We start from the raw sequence: 20,749 nt of genomic DNA, 5'->3' as shown, positions 1-20,749 counted from the left end.
AGTATCCGCGAACAACTTTTTATTTTTCCCTTTTCGCTTATTTGAGATGTTCTACAAACAGATTCTGAGAATGGGTGGGAAACTTTTTCTTGGAAATCACCTTAGCTTCTTTGAGGTTAGCCCCCATCAAATTAGCCCGACTCAAATCAACCCCTTTCATGTTTGCCCCTTGAAAATCGGTCCTAGCTAAGTTGGCAGCTTGGAGGTTAGTGTAGTAGCTCTTTTTTTCCTGACGCATATTTGCCCCCCTGAGACAAGCACCAGTAAGAGTTGCCCCACTTAAGTCTGCCCCCCGTAAATCGGCAGCAATTAAGTTAGCATCGAGAAAAGTAGCTAAAGTAATATCCGTATCCCTTAAATTTGCCCCTTGTAGTAGGGTTCCGTGAAGAGTCGCATTCCGTAAGTCTGCCCCACTGAGATCCGCCTGAGATAGATTTGCTCCACTTAAGTTGGCTCCCACAAGATTAGCTTGGGTTAAATTGGCGCGGTTAAAATAAGAAAATAAGAGATTAGCCCCGTGTAAATCCGCTTCATTGAGGATAATGCCGATCAAATCTGCCCCAACGAGGTTAATTCCTGGCAGTTTTAAGCCATTGAATAAGGTTTCTCCGGCGGAATATCGTTCGATTAGTTCACTGGGTTTCATAGATACGGAATCAAAATTACAAAAAGGGTTTGACTGATTCAACAACGGTACTAGCCGTTTGTAAATGGGAATCGGGATCATGGAGGGCTCTGGCCATGTTGTAGAGTTTTCCTTCAATTTCGCTAATTGAACGACCACTCTGAAGAATTTGCTCTAATAGGTCATCTAGTGTATAACTCCTCAAAGTTGACCAATCTTGCCCACTTCTATCCCAAGGATGAAACAATAGAGAGAACAACAATATTTTAGCCCGTAGGGGATTGGTATATTGCATAATTTCCATACGGATCTCAAAAATATCGTAGGTAGGTTTGGGGGGAGAGGGTGGTGGTGGGGGTTGTACCTGTTGTAACTCGGTTATCATCTGTTCTGAGGCCACATCAATCACAGAGGTTTCAAATGCACCTCTAGAAGACGGCTCCATACTTTGATAATTATCACTATTATTAATGGCAATAATTTGAGTGCTGTAGTTATTACTATTGGCTTGAGGCAATACTTTTTCTTGCTTTAAGATATCGTATAATCCGTAAATTTGATTGAGAATTACTTTAGAAATGGCTATATATAAATTCTTTTTATTAATATTATTAACCAAGCGGACAAAAGCTTGTTTGAGAACAGTATAATCAGGATAAACTTCTAACATTTCCGTGATTAAGTTTTTTAGTCCATAATGTTGAATGCGGTCTAAATCGTTTTCCCAACTATTTTTGCTAATGGCATAAACTAACTTATGAATTCTAGCGGTTTCGGGATGATTGGTTAAATTGCTAACTGCTTGTTCTAAAAGAATCTTCTCATCAGAAACATTAGTTTCTTGAGGGTCGGCGGAAACCTCTACTACTTCTTTGTCTTGCTCTAGTTCACGGTAAATAGGTCCAAGTTGTTCAATGATCGCTTTAGCCACTCCAGCATAAACTTTAGGACGGTTGAGGGTTTTAACTAATTTATATAAGGAAAGGGTTAGTAATTCCAGGTTTTCTTGTTCTGTAATTAGGTCTTTAACCAAACTTTCCATGGAGAAGCTATTGAGGATGTTGAGATCATTTTCCCAACTTTTTTGGCAAATACAAAAGATTAATTTTTTGACTCTGATTGACTCAGGATGATCTTCTAGATATTGAACAGCCTGATAAAACGAATCAGATGATAATTGCATAATTACCCCTTAAATAGAAAAAATACTAATGTTAACTCATAAATATATATTAAGGTTTTTCTTTATCTCAAACAGTAATGCTTCACACCTCGTTATCCATAATATCGGCTATCCTTAACTTCTGAGTCCATAGGTTTAACGTTTTCAGTGCTTGAGTGGTGTTATGCTCCCAAAGAAACTAAATCTCGAGGAATAACATCTTTACTACTATAGCTAAAATTAAGTTATATTCCTATGGGTAACTATTACTCCGATCAACCGATTAAACCTGAGTTTGAGCCATACTTAGGGGAGACTGATCCTAACCAAACACTTAATACTGATTTTATTATGGACTTAGGCAATAAGAAAACCGAAGAATCATCAGAAATTACAGAAGTTTCCATTGTTGAGGATCATGATATTCCTTTAACTCAAGACTGGTTCAACCTGGCCCGTAAATTACGGGGACAAAACAGGCAACTTCTTGATACCATTGTCACCTTGGAACGAGATTTATCTGCCTCTCGGCAAGAACTTCAGGATTATCAAGAGCGATCGCGTCATCGTAACTCTTTGCTTTCCCAACAAACGGCCCAACTTCAAAGTACCCAGGCTGAAAACAGCCATCTGCGAGAACAACTCCAAACCGCTCAAACTGAGCTACAACAGCAACAAAGTCATGTAGAATCCCTGAAAGAACAATTGCAAGGGGATCAAGAAGCATTTGCTCGCTTAGAACGGCAATCTGCCTTGCTCAAAGAAGAAACCCTACAAAATAAGCACCAGTTAGTTTTTAAGGAAGAACAAATTAAGGAGTTGCAGCAACGTCTTCAACGACAGCAACGTTATAGCCTACAGTATAAATCGGCATTGGATCAATGTCTCAGTCGTCATAGCAAAAAAACTGAAAATCCTCAGCCCACAGAAAAAACCACAGTTGATGAGAAAACTGCTCCTAATGTTGTCTCTATTCAACCTTGGTCTAGTTCACGAGAAGAGAAAATTAGCCCTTCTTCGACCAAACTTGATTCCTCTGATCATTCCTTAGACCCCATTGATCAAACCTTAGAAGAGTTATTTTCCCTTAACCCTGATGCCAACTCCAAGGGGACACCAACCCCATCTCTAAGTAAAACTCGGCATAATATTGAGGAGGAAACCGCTACCAATGAGGGGGAAAATGAGAGCCAGAAAGAAGAAATAGCGATTAACCCACAGGGGATAGTGCTTAGTAGTAAAGCCCCTTTCAGTTTTAGTATAGCCCCTGATCGTAAGGAAGATGCAGTTAGGGACAAAGTGGATCTACCTTCGTTTTTACGCCGTCAGTAGGGGTTCTTGTTGCTTAATTCTCAACTTGTTCAAAGTCCGTAACGTCTTTTACGCCAACGAGACAAAAACCGTACACTAACTATATAAGTTAGAATAGCTGAGATTAAACCGACCACTAAACAACCAAAAAATAAAGTTATCAAAAAGACTAAACCTGATTCTTTTAACTCTATCCAAGATTGCCAATTATCAGGAAGACTAACCTGGGTTTTGCCAATACTAAATCGTAATAAAAACTGGCCAATTTTATAATTAAAGGCCAAAATTGGCACATAGGTCAAAGGATTACTCACCCAAGTACCTGCTGCTGCCGTTAACTTATGCCCCCGAAATATAATGGCCAGTAGGACACCAATGATGGTTTGCAGTCCAAACAAAGGGAAGCAGCCTGCAAACACCCCGAATGCTAACCCCCGTGAAATATAGTGAGGGGTTCCCCGTAATCGCAAAAACCGTAAATAAAAATAACGCCACGATCGCTTGATTTGAGAACGACTACGTTTATACGGAGGACGATGAGGGGCTTTCTTTTCTCGAAAAATCACGGGGAGGGGGGGCTGCTCAACAGACATCTTATCAAAAGTAAGGGTTTTAGTCTTTTTCTATGCTATCAATGTTTTCCACAATACATACATAGATTTTTCATTGAGAAACCATAGGGGGAATACCGGCCTGATCTAAAATTTCAGGGATTAAATCTTCCCGTTTAACTGCCATCAGATGTACCCCTTGACACAGTTGTTGAGCCTGTTTTACTTGTTCGGCAGCAATCTTAATTCCTTCTTTTAAAGGTTCTTCTGCTTCCCCTAATCTTTTAATAATGCTTTCGGGTATTTCTACCCCTGGTACATTATTGTTAATAAATTGGGCATTTTTAGCGGATTTGAAGAGAAAGATTCCTGCTAAAATCGGTTTATCACTATTGGCCGCAATTTGGTGCATGAATTTATCTAACTTCTCAAAATCAGTGATCAGTTGACTCTGGAAAAATTGCGCTCCTGCTGCTACTTTGCGCTCGAATCTTTTTTGTAACCCTGACCAACTACGAGATTGAGGGTCAACGGCCGCCCCAGGAAAGAGGTCTAATGGTTCATCAGCCAGGGTTTTATCGTTAAAATCTATACCTTCGTTGAGTTTATCAATCATTTTTAGTAATCTAACTGATTCTACCTCAAATACGGGTTTTGAACGTTTATGATCCCCTGCTTTAATGGGGTCTCCTGTCAAGGCTAAAACATTCCGTAACCCTAAAGCATAAGCTCCCATCAAGTCCGCTTGCAAAGCGATGGCATTGCGATCGCGGCAGGTCATTTGACAGATGGGTTCGATGCCATACTGTAATAATAGGGCAGAGGCAGCCATAGAGGACATTCGCAGCACAGCACGACTACCATCGGTAATATTAACCCCATGAACCCTACCCTTAAGCTGTTTGGCCATCTCTAACATTCTGGTTGGGTTGCCTCCCTTGGGGGGAGCAACTTCTGCGGTAATCAAAAATTCTTTGTTTTGGACGGCTTGACGAAAATGGTTAATCATAAATTTAGGTAGGTTGTAATAGGTAAGTTATCAGTTATCAGTGAGCAGTTACCAGTTATTAGTTATTATTTGGTAAGGGTAGATACCCTAAAGCGTCTTTGACTCTAGTTAGGGTTTCATGAGCCACAGTTTCGGCTTTTTCTTTTCCTTCTCGCAATACTGAGTCTAAATAATCCTTATCATTCATAATAGACTGATATTTCTCTTGAATTGGTTTCAATGCTTCTATGGTTGTCTCAGTCAATAGGGGTTTAAATTGTCCCCATCCCATATTTTGACATTCTTTGGCAACTTCTTCTTTACTTTTTCCTGATAATAGGGTATACAATCCCAATAAATTGTTACATTCGGGCCGTTCTTGATTATCAAATTCTAAACCTTTGACGGGATCTGTTTTACACTTTTTAATCTTCTTTTTGATGAGATCAGGGGGATCTAAAAGGTTAATACGACTGAGATCGGAGGGGTCTGATTTTGACATTTTACGGGTTCCATCGGTTAAACTCATTACTCTGGCCCCTTGTTTACGAATTAAGGGTTCAGGAAGTTTTAAAACGGGATTTTCTTTATCAGTGGCAAACTGATCATTGAATCTGATAGCGATGTCTCTGGTTAATTCTAAATGTTGCTTTTGATCCTCTCCTACAGGTACTTGATCTGCATCATAGAGTAGGATATCAGCAGCCATTAAGACGGGATAATCTAACAGTCCAACGCTAACATTTTCCCCTTGTTTAAGGGCTTTTTCTTTAAACTGAATCATCCTTTCTAACCAGTTAAGAGGGGTGATACAATTGAGCAACCAAGCCAATTCACTATGTGCTGTAACATGGGATTGAACAAAGATGGTAGCATGGTCTAAATCGATGCCACAGGCTAGATAAAGCGCTGCTATGGTATAGGTATCCTGGGCTAGGGTTTTTGGGTTGTGAGGGACGGTAATGGCGTGGAGATCAACCACGCAGAAAAAGTTGTCATAATTGTCCTGCATATCTACCCAGGTACGAATTGCCCCTAAATAGTTCCCTAAGTGGAGATTTCCTGTGGGTTGTACTCCTGATAATACCCTTTGTTTGCCCATTCTGCTTTTATGGTAATTTTTGTTTAATGTTATTATTTCTTTTCGATTATGCCTGATTATGGAACTTCTGTAAAAAGATTTATCAGATCGGTTGCCTAGGGGCATAATATATTATGTCCCTAATATCATATTATTTCTGTCTAGAAACATGGATCAAGACTTAAACTATTATCATCTTATTCACCAAAAAATTGCTTCTTTGTTGTTATACCAATCTGTTTTAGAGGATGAAGTTGGACAAGCTTTTTTAGAAATATTAGACTTAATTTATTTTAGAAATCAGAAACCAATTGATATCAATTGCCTTCAAGTTTATGGTCTTTGGGTGAAAAGTTTAGCGTCTCGATGTGTTAGTTGGCAGGATTATATTATTAGAAAAATTCTTATTGATGATAATCCTTTTAGTCAAGAGGTTCAACATAATTCTTTAGAAAATTTACCTCAACCTTTAATCGAAGCTGCTGAACACGATTTAAGCATTCTCAACACTTTATATAATCTCCCCTTAGAAGCTATCAGTCAATGGGTTAAAGAAGCAGCTAATGTTTCTTTTTCTCCTTTTATTGCACAGTTTGAAAATAAGGAGCAGACTTTTCTTCATCAAACAGATAATTGGGAAAATTGTTTACCAGAATTAGCTGCTCATTATCGTCAACAGGGAACGGGAATTTTTGCCCAGTATAAAGCTTTAAAATGGCAGGATAATCAATTAATTGGTATCAGTGAACCCGATGCTATAACTTTAAAGGAGATTGTCGGTTATGAGAGTCAAAAGGAAACATTGATTAAGAATACAAAAATTTTGTTATCGGGTTATTCTGCTCTAAATATTTTATTATATGGTAGTCGAGGATCGGGTAAATCTTCTCTGGTTAAAAGTTTATTGAATGAATATTCTTGTCAGGGATTAAGATTAATAGAAGTTAATAAGTCTCAGTTATCTAATTTACCGATGATTGTTGATAGATTGAGGAAGATAGCACAAAAATTTATTATTTTTGTGGATGATTTATCCTTTGAAGAAGATAACGATGCTTTTAAAGCTTTAAAGGTTGTTTTGGAGGGAAATGTCACAGCAAAAGCGAAAAATGTAGTGGTTTATGCAACTTCTAATAGACGACATTTAATTAGGGAATATTTTGACGATCGCCCTCGTCCAAAAGATGCTGATGAAATACACCATTGGGATACAGTACAAGAAAAATTATCCTTTAGTGATCGCTTTGGTTTAACCTTAACGTTTCAACCAGCAAACCAAGATACTTATTTACAAATTGTGCATCATTTAGCCTCACAAATTAAATTAAAAATAGATAAAAATGAATTAGAATTTAGAGCAAAACAATGGGCAACTAAACATAATGGCAGATCCGGAAGAACTGCCAGACAATTTATTAATTTTCTCCAAGGAGAATTAGCTATTGAAGGAGGTAGGAGTTAAATATAGCACTTCTCATACTTTTGAGGTACAGAGTTTTCTAGTGTTAGGAGTTAGGAGTTAGGAGTTAGGAGTTCGGAGGCGCGATATTAGGTGTACCTCATAAGTCCGAGAAACCCTATATACAAAAATGTTCTAATTGATTTTTATACAACAACATGAACCAAACCCTATGAGCAAAACATTACTAAAGCCAAAAAATGTAACTGTATTAACAGGAATAAAATGGGAAACCTATCAAAGACTAGCTATAGATTTAGCAGAAAATCCTAGTAAAAAATTAAGTTATGATCAAGGAAATTTAGAAATTATGACTCCTTTACCAGAACATGAAATCAATAAAGGTTTTTTAGGAAGACTGGTACAAACAACAACAGAAGTATTAGAATTAGAAATATTAAGTCTTGGTTCAACAACTTTAAGTCGGGAAGATTTACAAAAAGGAATTGAACCCGATGAATGTTATTACATCAGTAATGAAGCTTTAATTAGAGATAAAATTGATTTTGATTTTACTATTGATCCGCCGCCAGATTTAGCTATAGAAATTGATATTACCAGCAGTTCTTTAAATCGTTTTACTATTTATGAGTCCTTGAAAGTGAGAGAAATATGGCGTTTCAATGGTCAAGATGTCTTCATTTATTGTCTAAAAGATGGCGGTTATCAAGAAGAAAGTTATTCCCAAGTTTTACCTATTTTATCAAAATCAGTAATATTAACCTTCTTAAAAAAACGGGGAAAAATAGGAGAAAATGCACTAATTAGGGAGTTTCGTCAATGGTTGAATAATAATAAATAAACCCAAAAGAAACCTTCTTACCCGATCATCAGTCACCAAAAAAAGCATTCACCTGAGAACACTAGTGCAGCTTAGCAAAAATAATCCACCAGTCACTTATGATCTTTAAAGCCCTTAAATTTCAAAACGAACGGCTTAGCAAAATGTTGATCAAAGTAATCAATAAAATTGAGAATTTTTTGGGATAGTTCTTCAGTTGAACGGACAGTAATTCTTTTGAGTAAACGCCTGACTAAGATCGAAAACCAACACTCAATTTGATTAAGCCACGATGTATGTTTGGGAATATAAACAAAGCGAATTCGATGAGATTCATCTGATAAAAAATCTGCTCTGCTGTCCATAGATTGCAAAATCCCCTCCTTTCCTTTTCTCCCCAAATCAATAGTAATTCCACAGCTTTCTGCTACTAATTTGACTAAGCTTTCCGATTTATGAGTGTTGAGTTGATCTACAATAAAAATCCATTCTGCTTTTTCATCAATCTTAATCGTTCTCTAGATATGTTCAGAAAAATCTTGTTCTGTTCTTGTCGGTCCAATAGAGGGACTAACAACTTTTCCTCTTGCCACATCCCAGTTCGCAATCAAGCTTAAAGTTCCGTGTCTTTCATATTCAAATTCGATTTTTTCTACTTGTTTAGGCTTGATTCTTTTGTTCGGAAATAATCTCTCAAGAGCTTGAATCCCTGTCATTTCATCTGTACTAATTAAATGAATTCCTTGTTCTAACAAAGTTTTAGCTTCTTGATGAAGTTCACAGATATATTTGACTTGCTTTTTAAATTTTAAGGGATCATCAATTTTGGCATTTAACCAGTAACGAACGAGATGTGGTTGTAATGTCGCTTCTTTTTAAAAAACGCCCCACACTACGGGGGGAAATCTTTTCGACAATTCCTCTTTTTATGGCTTCATCCGCCAACTCTGAAGGTGTCCAATGGCTCACTGGTCTGTCTGATTTTTCACATTCTTCACAAGCGATCGCTACAATCTGGACTACTTGTTCGACCGTAAAGGATTTTGTTGTTCCAGGTCTTGGGCGATCGCTTAAAATTCCTTTGATCAAGACCATTAATGCTTTCTCCGTTACCTGTTGTTCTTCGGCGGCACTCAGTTTTTCTCTCTCCTCAAACCATCGCGATCGCCACTGACGCACTTGTACTCGGTCTAATTCTAATCTTCGACTAATCGAACTATTGCTCTCTCCTGATGCTGCGGCTAAGATTAGCTTGGCTCGTCTAACAAGGCGATAGGGGTTTGTTGTCCCTCTCACTATTTGTTGGAGTACTGTTTTCTGTAGGTTGGAGAGGTTAATTGGCAATGCTTTTATCATGGACATCAACTTCGAGATTCTTCCGTTAGTTTCATTGAAACACATTGTCGTGGCTAGTCACGAAAGTTTCTGTAAAAATCTGGTGGATTACTTTCGCCAAGCTGCACTAGCTATTTACTTTTAGCAATAGCTGCTGCTATTACAGCTATACATTTTACTCTTTTAGAACAAGACGGTAATCAAAATGTTATGAGTGTCAGTCTTTTGATTTGGTTAACCGCCGCTTCTTTGTTATGGGATAAATACCAAGAACTAGGACTTGAATCAAAAAGTAATTTACCATCAACCTTATTAGGAATCATGTTAATGGTTATTGCTTTGCTGAGAAGTATCTCTCCGGCTGGTTATCATTTCTTTTTGTCTCCTGTGATCTTTACCATCGGTTTAGTTTTACTAGCAGATGGGTTTAACGGGTTTCGTTTTTATTGGAAAGAAATATCAGTTTTTAGCCTTTTTTTACTGTACCCCATAGTCATGCGTTTCCTGAGAATGATTCAGATGGAAAAGCTAACAGCTATTTTTTCTACTTTTCTTTTGTACATAATGGGATTTCAACCATTACGGGAAGGAGTTTCTATTATTTTACCTACAGGAAGAGTAGAAGTGCTACCAGCTTGTGCAGGACTTGATATTGTTACCTTAATGTTTATCTGTGCTATTCTCCTGTTTTTTATCGTTCCTTTGACAAATACCCAGAAAATTATCTGTCTTTTTTTAGCTCCGTTTATTGGTTTTTTTATTAATAGCATTCGAGTTTGTTTATTAACTTACTTTGTTTCTCAATCTGCCGATGAAGCCTTTGACTATTGGCACGGAGAGGACGGAAGCTTAGCTTTCGCTATGATATCTGTGGTTGTCTTTGGTTTATTTTGCTGGTTTTCTTATATTCGTCCTCTAAGCTTAGAAATACAAGATTAAATTAATTAAAAATACCTTTACATTTTTCCTGAGAAATATGAATTCTTTACCAATAGAGTGGAAACAAACTAGAGTTGGACTTTTAGGACTTGTTTTTTTAGGTCTTTCTGGAGTGCTGATATATACATTTATTTCTCCAGAACAAACTGAAAAAATTAGTAAGACTGAAGAAGTTATTATTCCTGATAATGTCCCTTTATCCCAATGGAAATTGCTTGAAAGTAAACTACTAGACCAACCTAAAACTGAACCATCAGAACCAGAAAATTATTTTGCTCGAAAATATGAATATACTAACGATCAAGAAAGATTAAAAGCAGAGATACGCTATCACAAGTATTTCGGTAGTTTTAACCAATTTTTGATCAAAGATATGAAGATGCCAGCAGCTAGTATTTTCCCTTATATCCGCTATCAAAAAGGTATCGGTCACTATGCTTTTTTTGAACACGAAAATACAACTTATTTGGGGTCTTGTATTAATGCTAAAGGTGAGGCCACTGTTACCCTAAGTCAGTATAATCAAAATCGCTATTTACACGGTTGGGGACTAACAAGGACTTTTCTCTGGTTAATTGGACAGCAAGATTTAGTTGAATACCGTTGTTTATGGACTATTATGTCTATCCCAAATTCATCAGAGGAATTAGATTTTACTATCAACATTGATACTAATGATAAAGAACTCAATGAAACGGAGAAAAAGCTAGAAGAAGCTTGGTTAGACTGGTATGCTTGGTGGAAAAATAACTTTCCTGATTATTAGTTTAGTCTCGTCAAACTCTTCTCTAGTTTTGACAAAACTTCCTCAACCAGATTAGATGATGTGGTGTCAAACCACTCAATTTCTGGGTAAGCACGAAACCAAGTCCTCTGACGTTTAGCAAACTGACGGGTATGAGAAATGATCTCTTTTTCTGCTTCAGGTAACGATAATTTTCCTCGCAGATAATTGATAATTTCTGCATACCCTAATGTCTTCAATAAAGGTAAATCCCAACCATATTTTTTCACTAATTTTTCTACTTCTTCAATCAACCCCATCTCGATCATTTTTTTTGTTCTTTCTACAATTCTTTTCTTTAATTCTTCGGAAGAACAATCTAACCCAATTTGTATAATGGGATAAGAGGGTGGATTTTCTCCTTGTTGTTGGGAAATGGGAATTCCTGTGGCATAAAAGACTTCTAAAGCGCGCAGGGTTCTCACCTGATCATTGACGTGAATTTTTTCACTTCCTACAGGATCAACTTGTTTGAAAATTTGATAACATTGTTGTTGTCCTAAGTCTTGTAACTGTAGTCTTAATTGAGGTTGTGGGCTAACTCTAGGGATTTTTAAGCCTTTAACAATAGATTTAATATATAGTCCCGTTCCTCCTACTAAAAGCGGAAATTCTGTTATATTACTCTTAACTAAATTTTGTGCTTGTTCTTGATATTCTGCTAAAGTTAATGTTTCTGTTGGCTCACAAATATCGATTAAATAATGAGGAATTAACTCTCTTTCAGATCCAGTTACTTTGGCTGTTCCAATATCAAATTCTCGATAAACTTGACGAGAATCCGCACTAATTATAATAGAATTAATGGATTGAGCAATTTCTAAAGCTAAGGCTGTTTTACCCGTTGCTGTTGCTCCACAAACGACGATCAAGCCCCTTGGCATAATAATAAATATTAACAGTTTCTTTTATGATAACAAGAAATGTATTTTACCTGTGGGATTTACAGTTATTTTTTAATAAAAAGAATACCGCTAACCGTGTAACTACTGAATATTGATTGATTAAATCTAAACAAATATTAAGAGCATGAGGTTTTTTGATTGATTTGGGGAATCCTATGGTTAATCAGAGGAAGTCGAAAGTCCTCATTTGATCTCGTAATCATTACTAATAAATTCCTATGTTAGCCACATCTTCCTATAACAATATTGATAAGCTTGATTCTCCTGAAATTAGACCGATCACAGAGTCAGATCAAGAGGTTAACGAGATCGCTTCTGAATTAGGGGATAGTTTGATTGAATTAGAATTACAGAACATAAACTTTACAGAAACAGATCCTTCAACTAATCGAGTCACCACAGATTTAGTTCGCTTATATCTCCAAGATATTGGCCGCGTTCCCTTACTAACAAAAGAAGAAGAGGTGAGTAAGTCGAGGCAGGTTCAACGTTACGTTGAATTGTTAGAAATCAGAAACCAAGCAGCAGAAAACGACGACGAGATCATGAAACAATTTGTTCAGGTTCATGGTATTCATGACCAGTTAATGGCTTATTTAGGTCATCGTCCTTCCTGGGAAAAATGGGCAAAAGCTAGTGAAGTTTCAGTGTTTGAATTAAAGGAAATTTTAGTACAAGGCAAGAGTCAATGGGCTGTTTTAGCCAATATGGATGTTGCTGAACTAGAGGAAATTCAAAAGTCAGGAATTAAGGCCAAAGACGAAATAATCAAAGCGAATTTACGTCTGGTGGTTTCTGTAGCTAAAAAATATCAACATCGAGGGTTAGAATTACTTGATTTAATCCAAGAAGGAACCCTGGGATTAGAAAAAGCTGTGGAAAAATTTGATCCCGTTAAAGGCTATCGTTTCTCCACTTATGCTTATTGGTGGATTCGTCAAGGTATTACTAGTGCAGCTTGGCGAAAGTAATCCACCAGATTTTTACAGAAACTTTCGTGACTAGCCACGACAATGTGTTTCAATGAAACTAACGGAAGAATCTCGAAGTTGATGTCCATGATAAAAGCATTGCCAATTAACCTCTCCAACCTACAGAAAACAGTACTCCAACAAATAGTGAGAGGGACAACAAACCCCTATCGCCTTGTTAGACGAGCCAAGCTAATCTTAGCCGCAGCATCAGGAGAGAGCAATAGTTCGATTAGTCGAAGATTAGAATTAGACCGGGTACAAGTGCGTCAGTGGCGATCGCGATGGTTTGAGGAGAGAGAAAAACTGAGTGCCGCCGAAGAACAACAGGTAACGGAGAAAGCATTAATGGTCTTGATCAAAGGAATTTTAAGCGATCGCCCAAGACCTGGAACAACAAAATCCTTTACGGTCGAACAAGTAGTCCAGATTGTAGCGATCGCTTGTGAAGAATGTGAAAAATCAGACAGACCAGTGAGCCATTGGACACCTTCAGAGTTGGCGGATGAAGCCATAAAAAGAGGAATTGTCGAAAAGATTTCCCCCCGTAGTGTGGGGCGTTTTTTAAAAAGAAGCGACATTACAACCACATCTCGTTCGTTACTGGTTAAATGCCAAAATTGATGATCCCTTAAAATTTAAAAAGCAAGTCAAATATATCTGTGAACTTCATCAAGAAGCTAAAACTTTGTTAGAACAAGGAATTCATTTAATTAGTACAGATGAAATGACAGGGATTCAAGCTCTTGAGAGATTATTTCCGAACAAAAGAATCAAGCCTAAACAAGTAGAAAAAATCGAATTTGAATATGAAAGACACGGAACTTTAAGCTTGATTGCGAACTGGGATGTGGCAAGAGGAAAAATTGTTAGTCCCTCTATTGGACCGACAAGAACAGAACAAGATTTTTCTGAACATATCCAGAGAACGATTAAGATTGATGAAAAAGCAGAATGGATTTTTATTGTAGATCAACTCAACACTCATAAATCGGAAAGCTTAGTCAAATTAGTAGCAGAAAGCTGTGAAATTACTATTGATTTGGGGAGAAAAGGAAAGGAGGGGATTTTGCAATCTATGGACAGCAGAGCAGATTTTTTATCAGATGAATCTCATCGAATTCGCTTTGTTTATATTCCCAAACATACATCGTGGCTTAATCAAATTGAGTGTTGGTTTTCGATCTTAGTCAGGCGTTTACTCAAAAGAATTACTGTCCGTTCAACTGAAGAACTATCCCAAAAAATTCTCAATTTTATTGATTACTTTAATCAACATTTTGCTAAGCCGTTCGTTTGGAAATTTAAGGGCTTTAAAGATCATAAGTGACTGGTGGATTATTTTTGCTAAGCTGCACTAGGGCGATCGCCACCCAAAGTCGGATTATTCGGCTTCCTGTTCATGTCACAGAAAAACTCAATAAAATTAAACAAGTTCAACGGAAAATCTCTCAAAGCAAAAACCGTAATGCTTCTCTAGAAGAAATTGGGCAAGAACTTGGTATGACTGCTGCACAGGTTCGAGAAGTGTTGATGAAAATTCCCCGTTCTGTTTCTTTAGAAGTTAAAGTAGGTAAGGAAAAAGATACAGAATTAGTGGATTTATTAGAGTCAGAAGATATTTCCCCCGAAGAAAATTTAGCCGTTGAATCTTTACGTCGAGATATTGGGGTTTTATTAAAAGATTTAACGGAAAGAGAACAGCAAGTAATTAAACTCCGTTATGGGTTTGAAGATGGGGTTGCTTATTCTTTGGCTGGTATTGGACGAGTTTTAGAGTTATCTCGGGAACGGGTTCGTCAAATTGAGGCCAAAACACTGCAAAAGCTGCGTCAGCCTCGACGACGTAATCAAATTCGAGATTATTTTGAAAGTTTGACTTAACAGAATGTTGTAGTGTTTCCTCGCTAAAAGTCAGAAGTCAGAAGTCAGAAGTTAGAATCAAAAAAGGTTAATTTGTATGTGATTTCAGTATGATAATTTCCTGACTGATTTTTACTTCACACTTCACACTTTTTGAAGGTGCAACAATGGAGAACATTAGCGAAAATTTGTTAAGGCTTTTTTTAGGGTGGCAGGAATGGGAGTAGGAATGGTTTTATCATGTTCTCTTCGCATACAAGCTGCCTCTTGTTTTCCTTTAGCGATTAACTCTTCTCCTTGATCTGTTACTCTCCAATATTCAAATAACATGGTGATACGATTTTGTTTAACTTCCCCCAAAATCATTTTAATCAACAAATGATCAAAAGCAAATAATTCTGATAAATATTCACAGGAAACAGAAACCGTAACCAAAGCGAGTCCCTGAGATAATTCATCAATAATATCAGGGGCATGATCTTTCAAAAACATCTCTCGGCAACGACCTTGCCAGCGAACATAATTAGCATAATAAACATTACCCACTAAGTTTGTTTCTTCAAAACTGACAATGTGATGATATTCGTAAGCTTTCATAGTATTTGATATTATTTGAGAATTTAGTTTTTAGTCTGAGATAATCTAAGCATAGGTAGATTATATAACCAATAATTAAGTCCTGAAAACAAAAGTATTGACAAAATAGCAGCCAGAATAATTGCAGGACGCAAAGGAATAATTAAAAAAGAACTAATCATTTCCATTAAAATTAGAAAAATTAAACTATTAGCAATGGTTGAATGATTAAGTTTGCTACATAAGATTGTTCCCAATGGGGCCCCAATAACAACTATAGGAATGGCAGCCAACCAATAATCTTGTACGTTAGTAGGAAAATCCTCAAAAAGAGACACTTGGAAAAATAAGCCAACTAGGGCATTAATAGCCATTAGAATTACAGAAGTTGGCGTTGCTACTTTTTCACTTAAATGCCAGACCAAAACCATCACAGAAAAAACTACAATATCAATACCATTGCCTACCAAACTACTCATAATTCCCCCAACTAAACCAGCTAAAAAACAAGCATTTTTTTCTGATTTACCCCAAATTGATATTGATTTTTTTTTTACGCTTGTGATTTTGATTAAGAATAAACAATGTCACTGAAAAAGTAGTCAACATAACCGTAAAAGATATTTTCAGAATGTCAGGAGGAAGCAAAGGCGACAAGCAATCTAAACCGAGAAAAATACCGAAAATTCCCCCTAAACTAGCCCAAGGAATCACTCGCCACTCTACAGGAATTTTGCTTAAATAGATGGTCAAAGCAGCAGCCGTCATGCCAACACTTTGAATCGCTAAAGAGAAAATTTTAGCATCGTGGGGAGAAATATGAAGAACTTTAGTGAAAACAGGAAAGGCAACGGCACCACCCCCTATGCTGGTTCCTCCAGCTATCATTGAACCAAATAACATGGTTAAGGCAATTTTCCAATAATTAATGAGGTGAGAAAACGCCCCTTCTATTCCCAGAAAGGTTAACCAAACTATCCAAGTTATTACTGCTATAATTAGTATAATTGTTTTTTTTGAAAGTAAAGACAATGGCATCGGTATTTCATCCTTAATTTATTATTAATCTTGTTGATTAGAAAATGTCGGCAGGATCAACATCTTGGAGTTTACGAACTGCTATTATTCCAGCCAAAAAACACATAAAAATTGTTAATAAAAAAACAAACCAGGTTCTTTGTTGAGTCATAGCAATCGGTAATAAAGTCGTCTGATGAGCAATTTTATAAAGTCCTGAAGCAATTAGAAATCCTGGAATATAACCCAAACAAGCTAAAATCAAAGACTCTTGAAAAACTACTGTTAAAAAATAACGATGTCGATATCCCATGGTGGTTAGGGTTGCATATTCTTTTAAATGATTTGCTACATCAGTATAAAGAATTTGATACACAACTACAATTCCCACAATTAAACCCATGGCTACCCCTAAACTAAAAATAAAACCAATGGCTGTACTGGTCATCCAGTATTGTTTCTCAAACTTAATCCATTCTTCTTTGGTAAAAATTTGTACATCATTGGGTAAATATTGTTGTAGTTTTTGCTCGATATTAGCAGGATTTCCTGATTTTAATTTAATGACACCCACTTCAATTAATCCTTTTTTTCGTTGGGAGAAAATCCTCAAAAAATTGAGATGACTGGTAATTAAATTGCCATCAATTCCAAAAGTTGTACCAAGTTTAAATAAGCCAACCACTTCAATTTTGCGGGTGGCATTACTCATATTATCAATTTCAGTCAACAGGGATGTTTGAGATTGAAAAAGGTTGACAACAGGTCCAAATTCTGGTCTAGAAGCTAGATCAAATAAGACAACATCAGGTTCTTTTAATTTATCCATATTTTGTTCAACACCGGGTAAGTTGAAAACGGAATATTCTGTATCAAAACCAATAATATGAATGTTTCGCCACTTTAAGGGATTAGCTGGATTTTTCCATTGAGCAAATCCTAAGTAAATTGGAGTAATAAATTCAACATTTTTATCTCCCAACGCTTGATATAATCGTCGCTCAGAAAAACTCTTCATAGCAATTAAAGCTGTTGAACGAGGACTGAGTAAAAAAATATCTCCGTTTAAACTCTTATGAAGCAACACTGCGCTATCAAATAAAGCCGACTGAAAACCTAATTGCATAAACATCAAAATAACGGAAAAACTAATCCCCGCAATGGCAACTAATAATCGTGTTTTTTGATGTTTTAATTGTAACCAGGCTAAGGGTATTTTCATCACTTTGAAGAGGTAGACCCAAGATCGATCAAAACTTTAACTTGTAAGTTCGTTACCCGGATTTCTCACAAATTAATTTGAAAGCCCAATCCAGAGATGAAAAATGATAATTTTTAGGACTAATAGAAATTTTGAATATAGATGAATAAAAAAATTGACTTTGATTATCCAAAAATTGAGTTTAAGAGGGAATAATTATATTAACTTTTGATTTTCTCCACGATAAATAAGACTAAATGAAAGTATCAGTCAGTCAACAACTTATGATAGATATCTTTTTTAAAAAACAACTTATTCTACTTATCCAGTATTAGGAATAGTTTTAATTCTTTTGTTAGCAATAGACAAAATATCTTGATAAGGACAAGCACTAGCTATAGCGATAATAATTCTTCTACAACTAATCTTTATTCTGGCTCCCAACTTAAGAAGATTTAGACGTATTCTTCCCACAGTTGCTTTAGCCAATGAAGTTTTTTTTAAACAGTGTTGACGAAAAGCATTTATGAGAACATAAGCCCAGGAATGTATCCATAATCTTAGTTGATTACTTTGAAATGTTTGAGTTGAAGTTCTATCAGCTAACAAGTCTAATTGTTGTTCTTTAATCCGATTTTCCATCTCGCCTCTCGGACAGTATTTTTTTGTATAAAGTTTTGAGGGTGGAATTTTTGAAGCGGGCAAAGATGTCACCACATGGCGCATTTTTAAGCCATCACTTCCATAAAAACTTTTGTCACTACTCTTCTTTGACAACTCCATGACTTTTCTGTTTTATAACGAATAGAGCGATACCAAGTAGAAATTGGTACTATTTTTTTAACTTCCTTCTAATCTTCTTTTTTCTGAAATAAACTATCCATTAATTCAGTTATTGGAGCTAGTTTTTTTTCATATTCATGTTTGGCTTTTTCATTACATCATCCGCTCGTAACTTAAGAACGCCATTTGTTCCCATAGCTATAACATAATCAACTAAAGGCTGATTTTCACAAAAATAGAAGATTTATTCACGGGCATAGGCACTATCACCCCTAAATAGGATATGAGTCTCTGACCATTTTTCTCTAATTAGTCCGATAATTCTTTGTAATTCGTCTAAGGCTCCATCGGCTGGATCTACATTAGATGAACGAAGTTTAGCAACTAATAAATGATGCCCACAGAAAATATATAAAGGAGCATAACATACTCCGTGATAATAACTATTAAAAAATGCCCCTTCTTGATTACCATGTACTTGGTCATCCGTGACATCCATATCTAATATAATACTTAAGGGAGGTTTTTTATAAGACTCTAAACAAAATTCGACAAAAGATTTTTCAATGGCTTCAAAGTTGGGTTCTATTTTATGATAACGACTCGTTTTTTGGTCGAGAATAGTCTCAGGACAATATTCCAATCTATTAATTGTACTTTTTCCAGCTAACCATCCCTTTTTATCTTCAAGTTCATTAAGCTTTTCTAAAGCGATCTTAAGGGCAGGATCGTGACGTAATTTATCATGGTCATTGACATCTTCATAGCCTAAAATAATTCCATAAAGCCTTTGTGCTAATAACTCATGAACGGAATGATCTACATAAGATTGATGACGATGATCTTGAAAACAGTTACCCCGCATTTCTCACAAACTGATCAGTAATCAGCTAGAGGTTAGATGTGGCTTATTTTTCAAGCGATCGCTTAAAATGGCACACTGTTATTTTTTACTCGCCCCTCAAATCAAGGTTAAACTCAGACTACATAATGGTTTGAAGTTTAGCGATCGCAGAATTTGTGAGAAATGCGGGTATTCCAAGTGGGAGCGTTGACTAAGCTACCATCATTTGTACCAATTATATCCAGTGCTACTAAACCCTGATTGTCATCTAATCCCTACCAGGCAACTTGTTCAGGAAAAGTAAGAAGAGTATTTAAAGAGTGTAATGCCATAATTTTGTATCCTATGTATTCTAGATCACTTAAAATCTCAATCACTGAAAAATTTCATTATTGTTAATATGCCCAAATTGTGGGAAATATATAACATTTTCTGTCAATGAAAACCTAATTGCAAAATGCGATCGCCTACTTTAGTTGAGAAATAGTTACTGTCGGTGGGCATTGCCCACCCTACAACATAAAAAATGCGATCGCAGATTTTCTCTTCATTAAATAATTAGCTTTCTTTTAAGGATAAATTCACTAAAGCTAAACAAAGTAAAGCATTAACCCCTAAAAATATTTGAGACACTAAACCGGAACTTAATAACCAAAGATCGGGAGAAGTGAAGATGGTCACGGTTAAAAATCCTGCCATTCCGATGCTTGTCCCTACTGCCAACCATTTTGCATCTCTGTTTCCTAATAGTAATGCCATCAAACAAAAAGGAATCAGTACACTAGCAAAAATGGGATTGATATCTACACTACCTTGAATCGCATTTCCCCATTGTCCTAAAGGACTACTGACTAATCTTAGGGGCCATTGAGGAACATCGAAAATGTCCACCAGTTTTAACAAGAAAAAGCCACAACTTCCTAAGACGATTCCTAGATGAAAAAGGGCTGTAAAACGAATAGATTTACTAAACAATGCGGTAAAAACATAGGCTACTGCTAACATTAACAGTTTCATTAATAAGTCGTGATCAAGACGAAGGGGAAACTGTCCTTTTTTGGCTAACTTTATGGCTGCTTCTGCGTCTAATTGACCGAAACCATAATAGTTTAATTTATCGTTCTCAACTTCTCTGGCAGACTCTTCTAAAATCTTGCGAATTTTCTCAGGATCTTTAACACCAGTAGAACGAATTAAGGCAGCAACTCCTGCAACGTGGGGAGAGGCCATACTGGTTCCCATAAAACCGGCCATTTTTGCCTGTCCACTACTAGGATCAATGGTTTCTTGAAGGATCTTTTTATCTTGTCCTCCTCCTGGTGCGGAAATATCCACACCTACCCCATAATTGGAGTAAAAAGCTTTCTCATTATTAGCATTCAAAGCTGAGACACTAAGGTGATTTCCGAGAAAGCTTTTCCCATAGGGGGTAATCGCTTGGACTAAAGGCTTTCAAGAAATAAAAGGAACAGAGAGTTAGCAGATCTTGGTACACAACTTTAAAATTTCATAATTGGCTTGTCTGAAAAAACAGAAGAAATAGATTAAAATGAAGAGGTAAAAAGATTAGAGA

The 20,749-nt window shown here is 36.4% G+C and carries 18 protein-coding genes and 5 pseudogenes; 9 read left to right on the top strand and 14 right to left on the bottom strand.

Going from position 1 to position 20,749, the window contains the following annotated elements; genetic code table 11:
- Window positions 1-97: 97 nt before the first annotated feature.
- Window positions 98-646, bottom strand: a pseudogene (locus CWATDRAFT_RS05585) (pentapeptide repeat-containing protein); the annotation flags it as partial.
- A 16-nt stretch (window positions 647-662) separates the two neighbouring features.
- Window positions 663-1,808, bottom strand: a complete 1,146-nt coding sequence (locus CWATDRAFT_RS05580) for a hypothetical protein (RefSeq protein ID WP_007304091.1) — start codon at window positions 1,806-1,808, stop codon at window positions 663-665.
- A gap of 234 nt (window positions 1,809-2,042) precedes the next feature.
- Between CWATDRAFT_RS05580 and CWATDRAFT_RS05575 the strand changes: the two genes are divergently transcribed.
- On the top strand, window positions 2,043-3,119 hold the full coding sequence (locus CWATDRAFT_RS05575) for a coiled-coil domain-containing protein (protein ID WP_007304090.1): 1,077 nt from the start codon (window positions 2,043-2,045) through the stop codon (window positions 3,117-3,119).
- A 29-nt stretch (window positions 3,120-3,148) separates the two neighbouring features.
- Here the strand turns inward: CWATDRAFT_RS05575 and CWATDRAFT_RS05570 are convergent, their stop codons facing one another.
- The 3 genes from CWATDRAFT_RS05570 to trpS all read right to left on the bottom strand — a co-directional run bounded on the left by CWATDRAFT_RS05570 (window position 3,149) and on the right by trpS (window position 5,739).
- Window positions 3,149-3,691, bottom strand: coding sequence for a DUF2062 domain-containing protein (locus tag CWATDRAFT_RS05570; RefSeq protein ID WP_007304089.1), 543 nt, complete (start codon window positions 3,689-3,691; stop codon window positions 3,149-3,151).
- 70 nt (window positions 3,692-3,761) lie between these two features.
- Window positions 3,762-4,658: a methylenetetrahydrofolate reductase gene (locus tag CWATDRAFT_RS05565; RefSeq protein ID WP_007304088.1), complete on the bottom strand. Its 897-nt coding sequence runs from the start codon at window positions 4,656-4,658 to the stop codon at window positions 3,762-3,764.
- A 58-nt stretch (window positions 4,659-4,716) separates the two neighbouring features.
- Complete coding sequence (trpS, locus tag CWATDRAFT_RS05560; protein WP_042711262.1) at window positions 4,717-5,739, bottom strand: tryptophan--tRNA ligase; 1,023 nt, start codon at window positions 5,737-5,739, stop codon at window positions 4,717-4,719.
- Window positions 5,740-5,887: 148 nt separating this feature from the next.
- On the opposite strand from trpS, the gene CWATDRAFT_RS05555 reads away from it, so the two are divergent.
- Both CWATDRAFT_RS05555 and CWATDRAFT_RS05550 read left to right on the top strand, forming a co-directional pair.
- Complete coding sequence (locus tag CWATDRAFT_RS05555) at window positions 5,888-7,180, top strand: ATP-binding protein (protein ID WP_007304086.1); 1,293 nt, start codon at window positions 5,888-5,890, stop codon at window positions 7,178-7,180.
- A 169-nt stretch (window positions 7,181-7,349) separates the two neighbouring features.
- Complete coding sequence (locus CWATDRAFT_RS05550) at window positions 7,350-7,979, top strand: Uma2 family endonuclease (protein WP_007304085.1); 630 nt, start codon at window positions 7,350-7,352, stop codon at window positions 7,977-7,979.
- 92 nt (window positions 7,980-8,071) lie between these two features.
- On the opposite strand, the pseudogene CWATDRAFT_RS32280 reads toward CWATDRAFT_RS05550, so the two are convergent.
- A pseudogene (locus CWATDRAFT_RS32280) lies at window positions 8,072-8,713 on the bottom strand (transposase).
- A 64-nt stretch (window positions 8,714-8,777) separates the two neighbouring features.
- Window positions 8,778-9,359 carry a helix-turn-helix domain-containing protein gene (locus CWATDRAFT_RS05540; protein ID WP_007303150.1) on the bottom strand — a complete coding sequence of 194 codons (582 nt, stop codon included), beginning with the start codon at window positions 9,357-9,359 and terminating at the stop codon, window positions 8,778-8,780.
- Window positions 9,360-9,440: 81 nt separating this feature from the next.
- Here CWATDRAFT_RS05540 and crtA point away from each other — a divergent pair, with 81 nt between their 5' ends.
- Together crtA and CWATDRAFT_RS05530 are read left to right on the top strand one after the other, a co-directional pair.
- Window positions 9,441-10,232 carry a cyanoexosortase A gene (gene crtA, locus CWATDRAFT_RS05535; protein WP_042711200.1) on the top strand — a complete coding sequence of 264 codons (792 nt, stop codon included), beginning with the start codon at window positions 9,441-9,443 and terminating at the stop codon, window positions 10,230-10,232.
- A gap of 37 nt (window positions 10,233-10,269) precedes the next feature.
- Window positions 10,270-10,998, top strand: coding sequence for a cyanoexosortase A system-associated protein (locus tag CWATDRAFT_RS05530; protein WP_007304081.1), 729 nt, complete (start codon window positions 10,270-10,272; stop codon window positions 10,996-10,998).
- On the opposite strand, the gene miaA is transcribed toward CWATDRAFT_RS05530, so the two are convergent.
- Window positions 10,995-11,900: a tRNA (adenosine(37)-N6)-dimethylallyltransferase MiaA gene (miaA, locus tag CWATDRAFT_RS05525; RefSeq protein WP_007304080.1), complete on the bottom strand. Its 906-nt coding sequence runs from the start codon at window positions 11,898-11,900 to the stop codon at window positions 10,995-10,997. The genes CWATDRAFT_RS05530 and miaA overlap by 4 nt on opposite strands.
- A gap of 239 nt (window positions 11,901-12,139) precedes the next feature.
- Between miaA and CWATDRAFT_RS05520 the strand changes: the two are divergent.
- The 4 genes and pseudogenes from CWATDRAFT_RS05520 to CWATDRAFT_RS05505 all read left to right on the top strand — a co-directional run.
- Window positions 12,140-12,877: pseudogene (locus CWATDRAFT_RS05520) on the top strand (sigma-70 family RNA polymerase sigma factor); the annotation flags it as partial.
- 57 nt (window positions 12,878-12,934) lie between these two features.
- Entirely contained in the window at window positions 12,935-13,516 is a 582-nt protein-coding gene (locus CWATDRAFT_RS05515; protein WP_007303150.1) for a helix-turn-helix domain-containing protein, read from the top strand.
- A 64-nt stretch (window positions 13,517-13,580) separates the two neighbouring features.
- Window positions 13,581-14,222 carry a transposase gene (locus CWATDRAFT_RS05510; protein WP_007304078.1) on the top strand — a complete coding sequence of 214 codons (642 nt, stop codon included), beginning with the start codon at window positions 13,581-13,583 and terminating at the stop codon, window positions 14,220-14,222.
- Window positions 14,223-14,248: 26 nt separating this feature from the next.
- Window positions 14,249-14,776: pseudogene (locus tag CWATDRAFT_RS05505) on the top strand (sigma-70 family RNA polymerase sigma factor); the annotation flags it as partial.
- Window positions 14,777-14,932: 156 nt separating this feature from the next.
- On the opposite strand, the gene CWATDRAFT_RS05500 reads toward CWATDRAFT_RS05505, so the two are convergent.
- The 6 genes and pseudogenes from CWATDRAFT_RS05500 to CWATDRAFT_RS05475 form a co-directional block, all read right to left on the bottom strand.
- Window positions 14,933-15,352 carry an acyl-CoA thioesterase gene (locus tag CWATDRAFT_RS05500; RefSeq protein ID WP_007304076.1) on the bottom strand — a complete coding sequence of 140 codons (420 nt, stop codon included), beginning with the start codon at window positions 15,350-15,352 and terminating at the stop codon, window positions 14,933-14,935.
- A 23-nt stretch (window positions 15,353-15,375) separates the two neighbouring features.
- Window positions 15,376-15,810, bottom strand: coding sequence for a hypothetical protein (locus CWATDRAFT_RS38255; protein WP_007304075.1), 435 nt, complete (start codon window positions 15,808-15,810; stop codon window positions 15,376-15,378).
- A 46-nt stretch (window positions 15,811-15,856) separates the two neighbouring features.
- Window positions 15,857-16,363: a sulfite exporter TauE/SafE family protein gene (locus CWATDRAFT_RS38250; protein WP_198138933.1), complete on the bottom strand. Its 507-nt coding sequence runs from the start codon at window positions 16,361-16,363 to the stop codon at window positions 15,857-15,859.
- A gap of 43 nt (window positions 16,364-16,406) precedes the next feature.
- A complete protein-coding gene (gene devC, locus CWATDRAFT_RS05490; protein ID WP_007304073.1) occupies window positions 16,407-17,570 on the bottom strand; it encodes an ABC transporter permease DevC in 1,164 nt (387 codons plus the stop codon).
- Between the two features lie 300 nt (window positions 17,571-17,870).
- A pseudogene (locus tag CWATDRAFT_RS35530) lies at window positions 17,871-19,188 on the bottom strand (IS1380-like element ISCwa5 family transposase); the annotation flags it as partial.
- A gap of 546 nt (window positions 19,189-19,734) precedes the next feature.
- On the bottom strand, window positions 19,735-20,610 hold the full coding sequence (locus CWATDRAFT_RS05475; RefSeq protein WP_268742204.1) for a DUF5942 domain-containing protein: 876 nt from the start codon (window positions 20,608-20,610) through the stop codon (window positions 19,735-19,737).
- Window positions 20,611-20,749: the final 139 nt, after the last annotated feature.

It is taken from the genome of Crocosphaera watsonii WH 8501 (assembly GCF_000167195.1).
Lineage (GTDB): Bacteria > Cyanobacteriota > Cyanobacteriia > Cyanobacteriales > Microcystaceae > Crocosphaera > Crocosphaera watsonii.
This window is presented reverse-complemented; position numbering and strand designations above follow the sequence as displayed.

Excerpts from the sequence above, each read along its gene's own strand:
- CWATDRAFT_RS05530 (WP_007304081.1), top strand. The coding sequence starts at position 10,270 with ATGAATTCTTTACCAATAGAGTGGAAACAAACTAGAGTTGGACTTTTA.
- CWATDRAFT_RS05570 (WP_007304089.1), bottom strand. The coding sequence starts at position 3,691 with ATGTCTGTTGAGCAGCCCCCCCTCCCCGTGATTTTTCGAGAAAAGAAA.
- CWATDRAFT_RS05575 (WP_007304090.1), top strand. The coding sequence starts at position 2,043 with ATGGGTAACTATTACTCCGATCAACCGATTAAACCTGAGTTTGAGCCA.
- CWATDRAFT_RS05580 (WP_007304091.1), bottom strand. The coding sequence starts at position 1,808 with ATGCAATTATCATCTGATTCGTTTTATCAGGCTGTTCAATATCTAGAA.
- devC (WP_007304073.1), bottom strand. The coding sequence starts at position 17,570 with ATGAAAATACCCTTAGCCTGGTTACAATTAAAACATCAAAAAACACGA.
- CWATDRAFT_RS05565 (WP_007304088.1), bottom strand. The coding sequence starts at position 4,658 with ATGATTAACCATTTTCGTCAAGCCGTCCAAAACAAAGAATTTTTGATT.
- miaA (WP_007304080.1), bottom strand. The coding sequence starts at position 11,900 with ATGCCAAGGGGCTTGATCGTCGTTTGTGGAGCAACAGCAACGGGTAAA.
- CWATDRAFT_RS05555 (WP_007304086.1), top strand. The coding sequence starts at position 5,888 with ATGGATCAAGACTTAAACTATTATCATCTTATTCACCAAAAAATTGCT.
- trpS (WP_042711262.1), bottom strand. The coding sequence starts at position 5,739 with ATGGGCAAACAAAGGGTATTATCAGGAGTACAACCCACAGGAAATCTC.
- CWATDRAFT_RS05500 (WP_007304076.1), bottom strand. The coding sequence starts at position 15,352 with ATGAAAGCTTACGAATATCATCACATTGTCAGTTTTGAAGAAACAAAC.
- CWATDRAFT_RS05540 (WP_007303150.1), bottom strand. The coding sequence starts at position 9,359 with ATGTGTTTCAATGAAACTAACGGAAGAATCTCGAAGTTGATGTCCATG.
- CWATDRAFT_RS05515 (WP_007303150.1), top strand. The coding sequence starts at position 12,935 with ATGTGTTTCAATGAAACTAACGGAAGAATCTCGAAGTTGATGTCCATG.
- CWATDRAFT_RS05550 (WP_007304085.1), top strand. The coding sequence starts at position 7,350 with ATGAGCAAAACATTACTAAAGCCAAAAAATGTAACTGTATTAACAGGA.
- CWATDRAFT_RS38255 (WP_007304075.1), bottom strand. The coding sequence starts at position 15,810 with ATGAGTAGTTTGGTAGGCAATGGTATTGATATTGTAGTTTTTTCTGTG.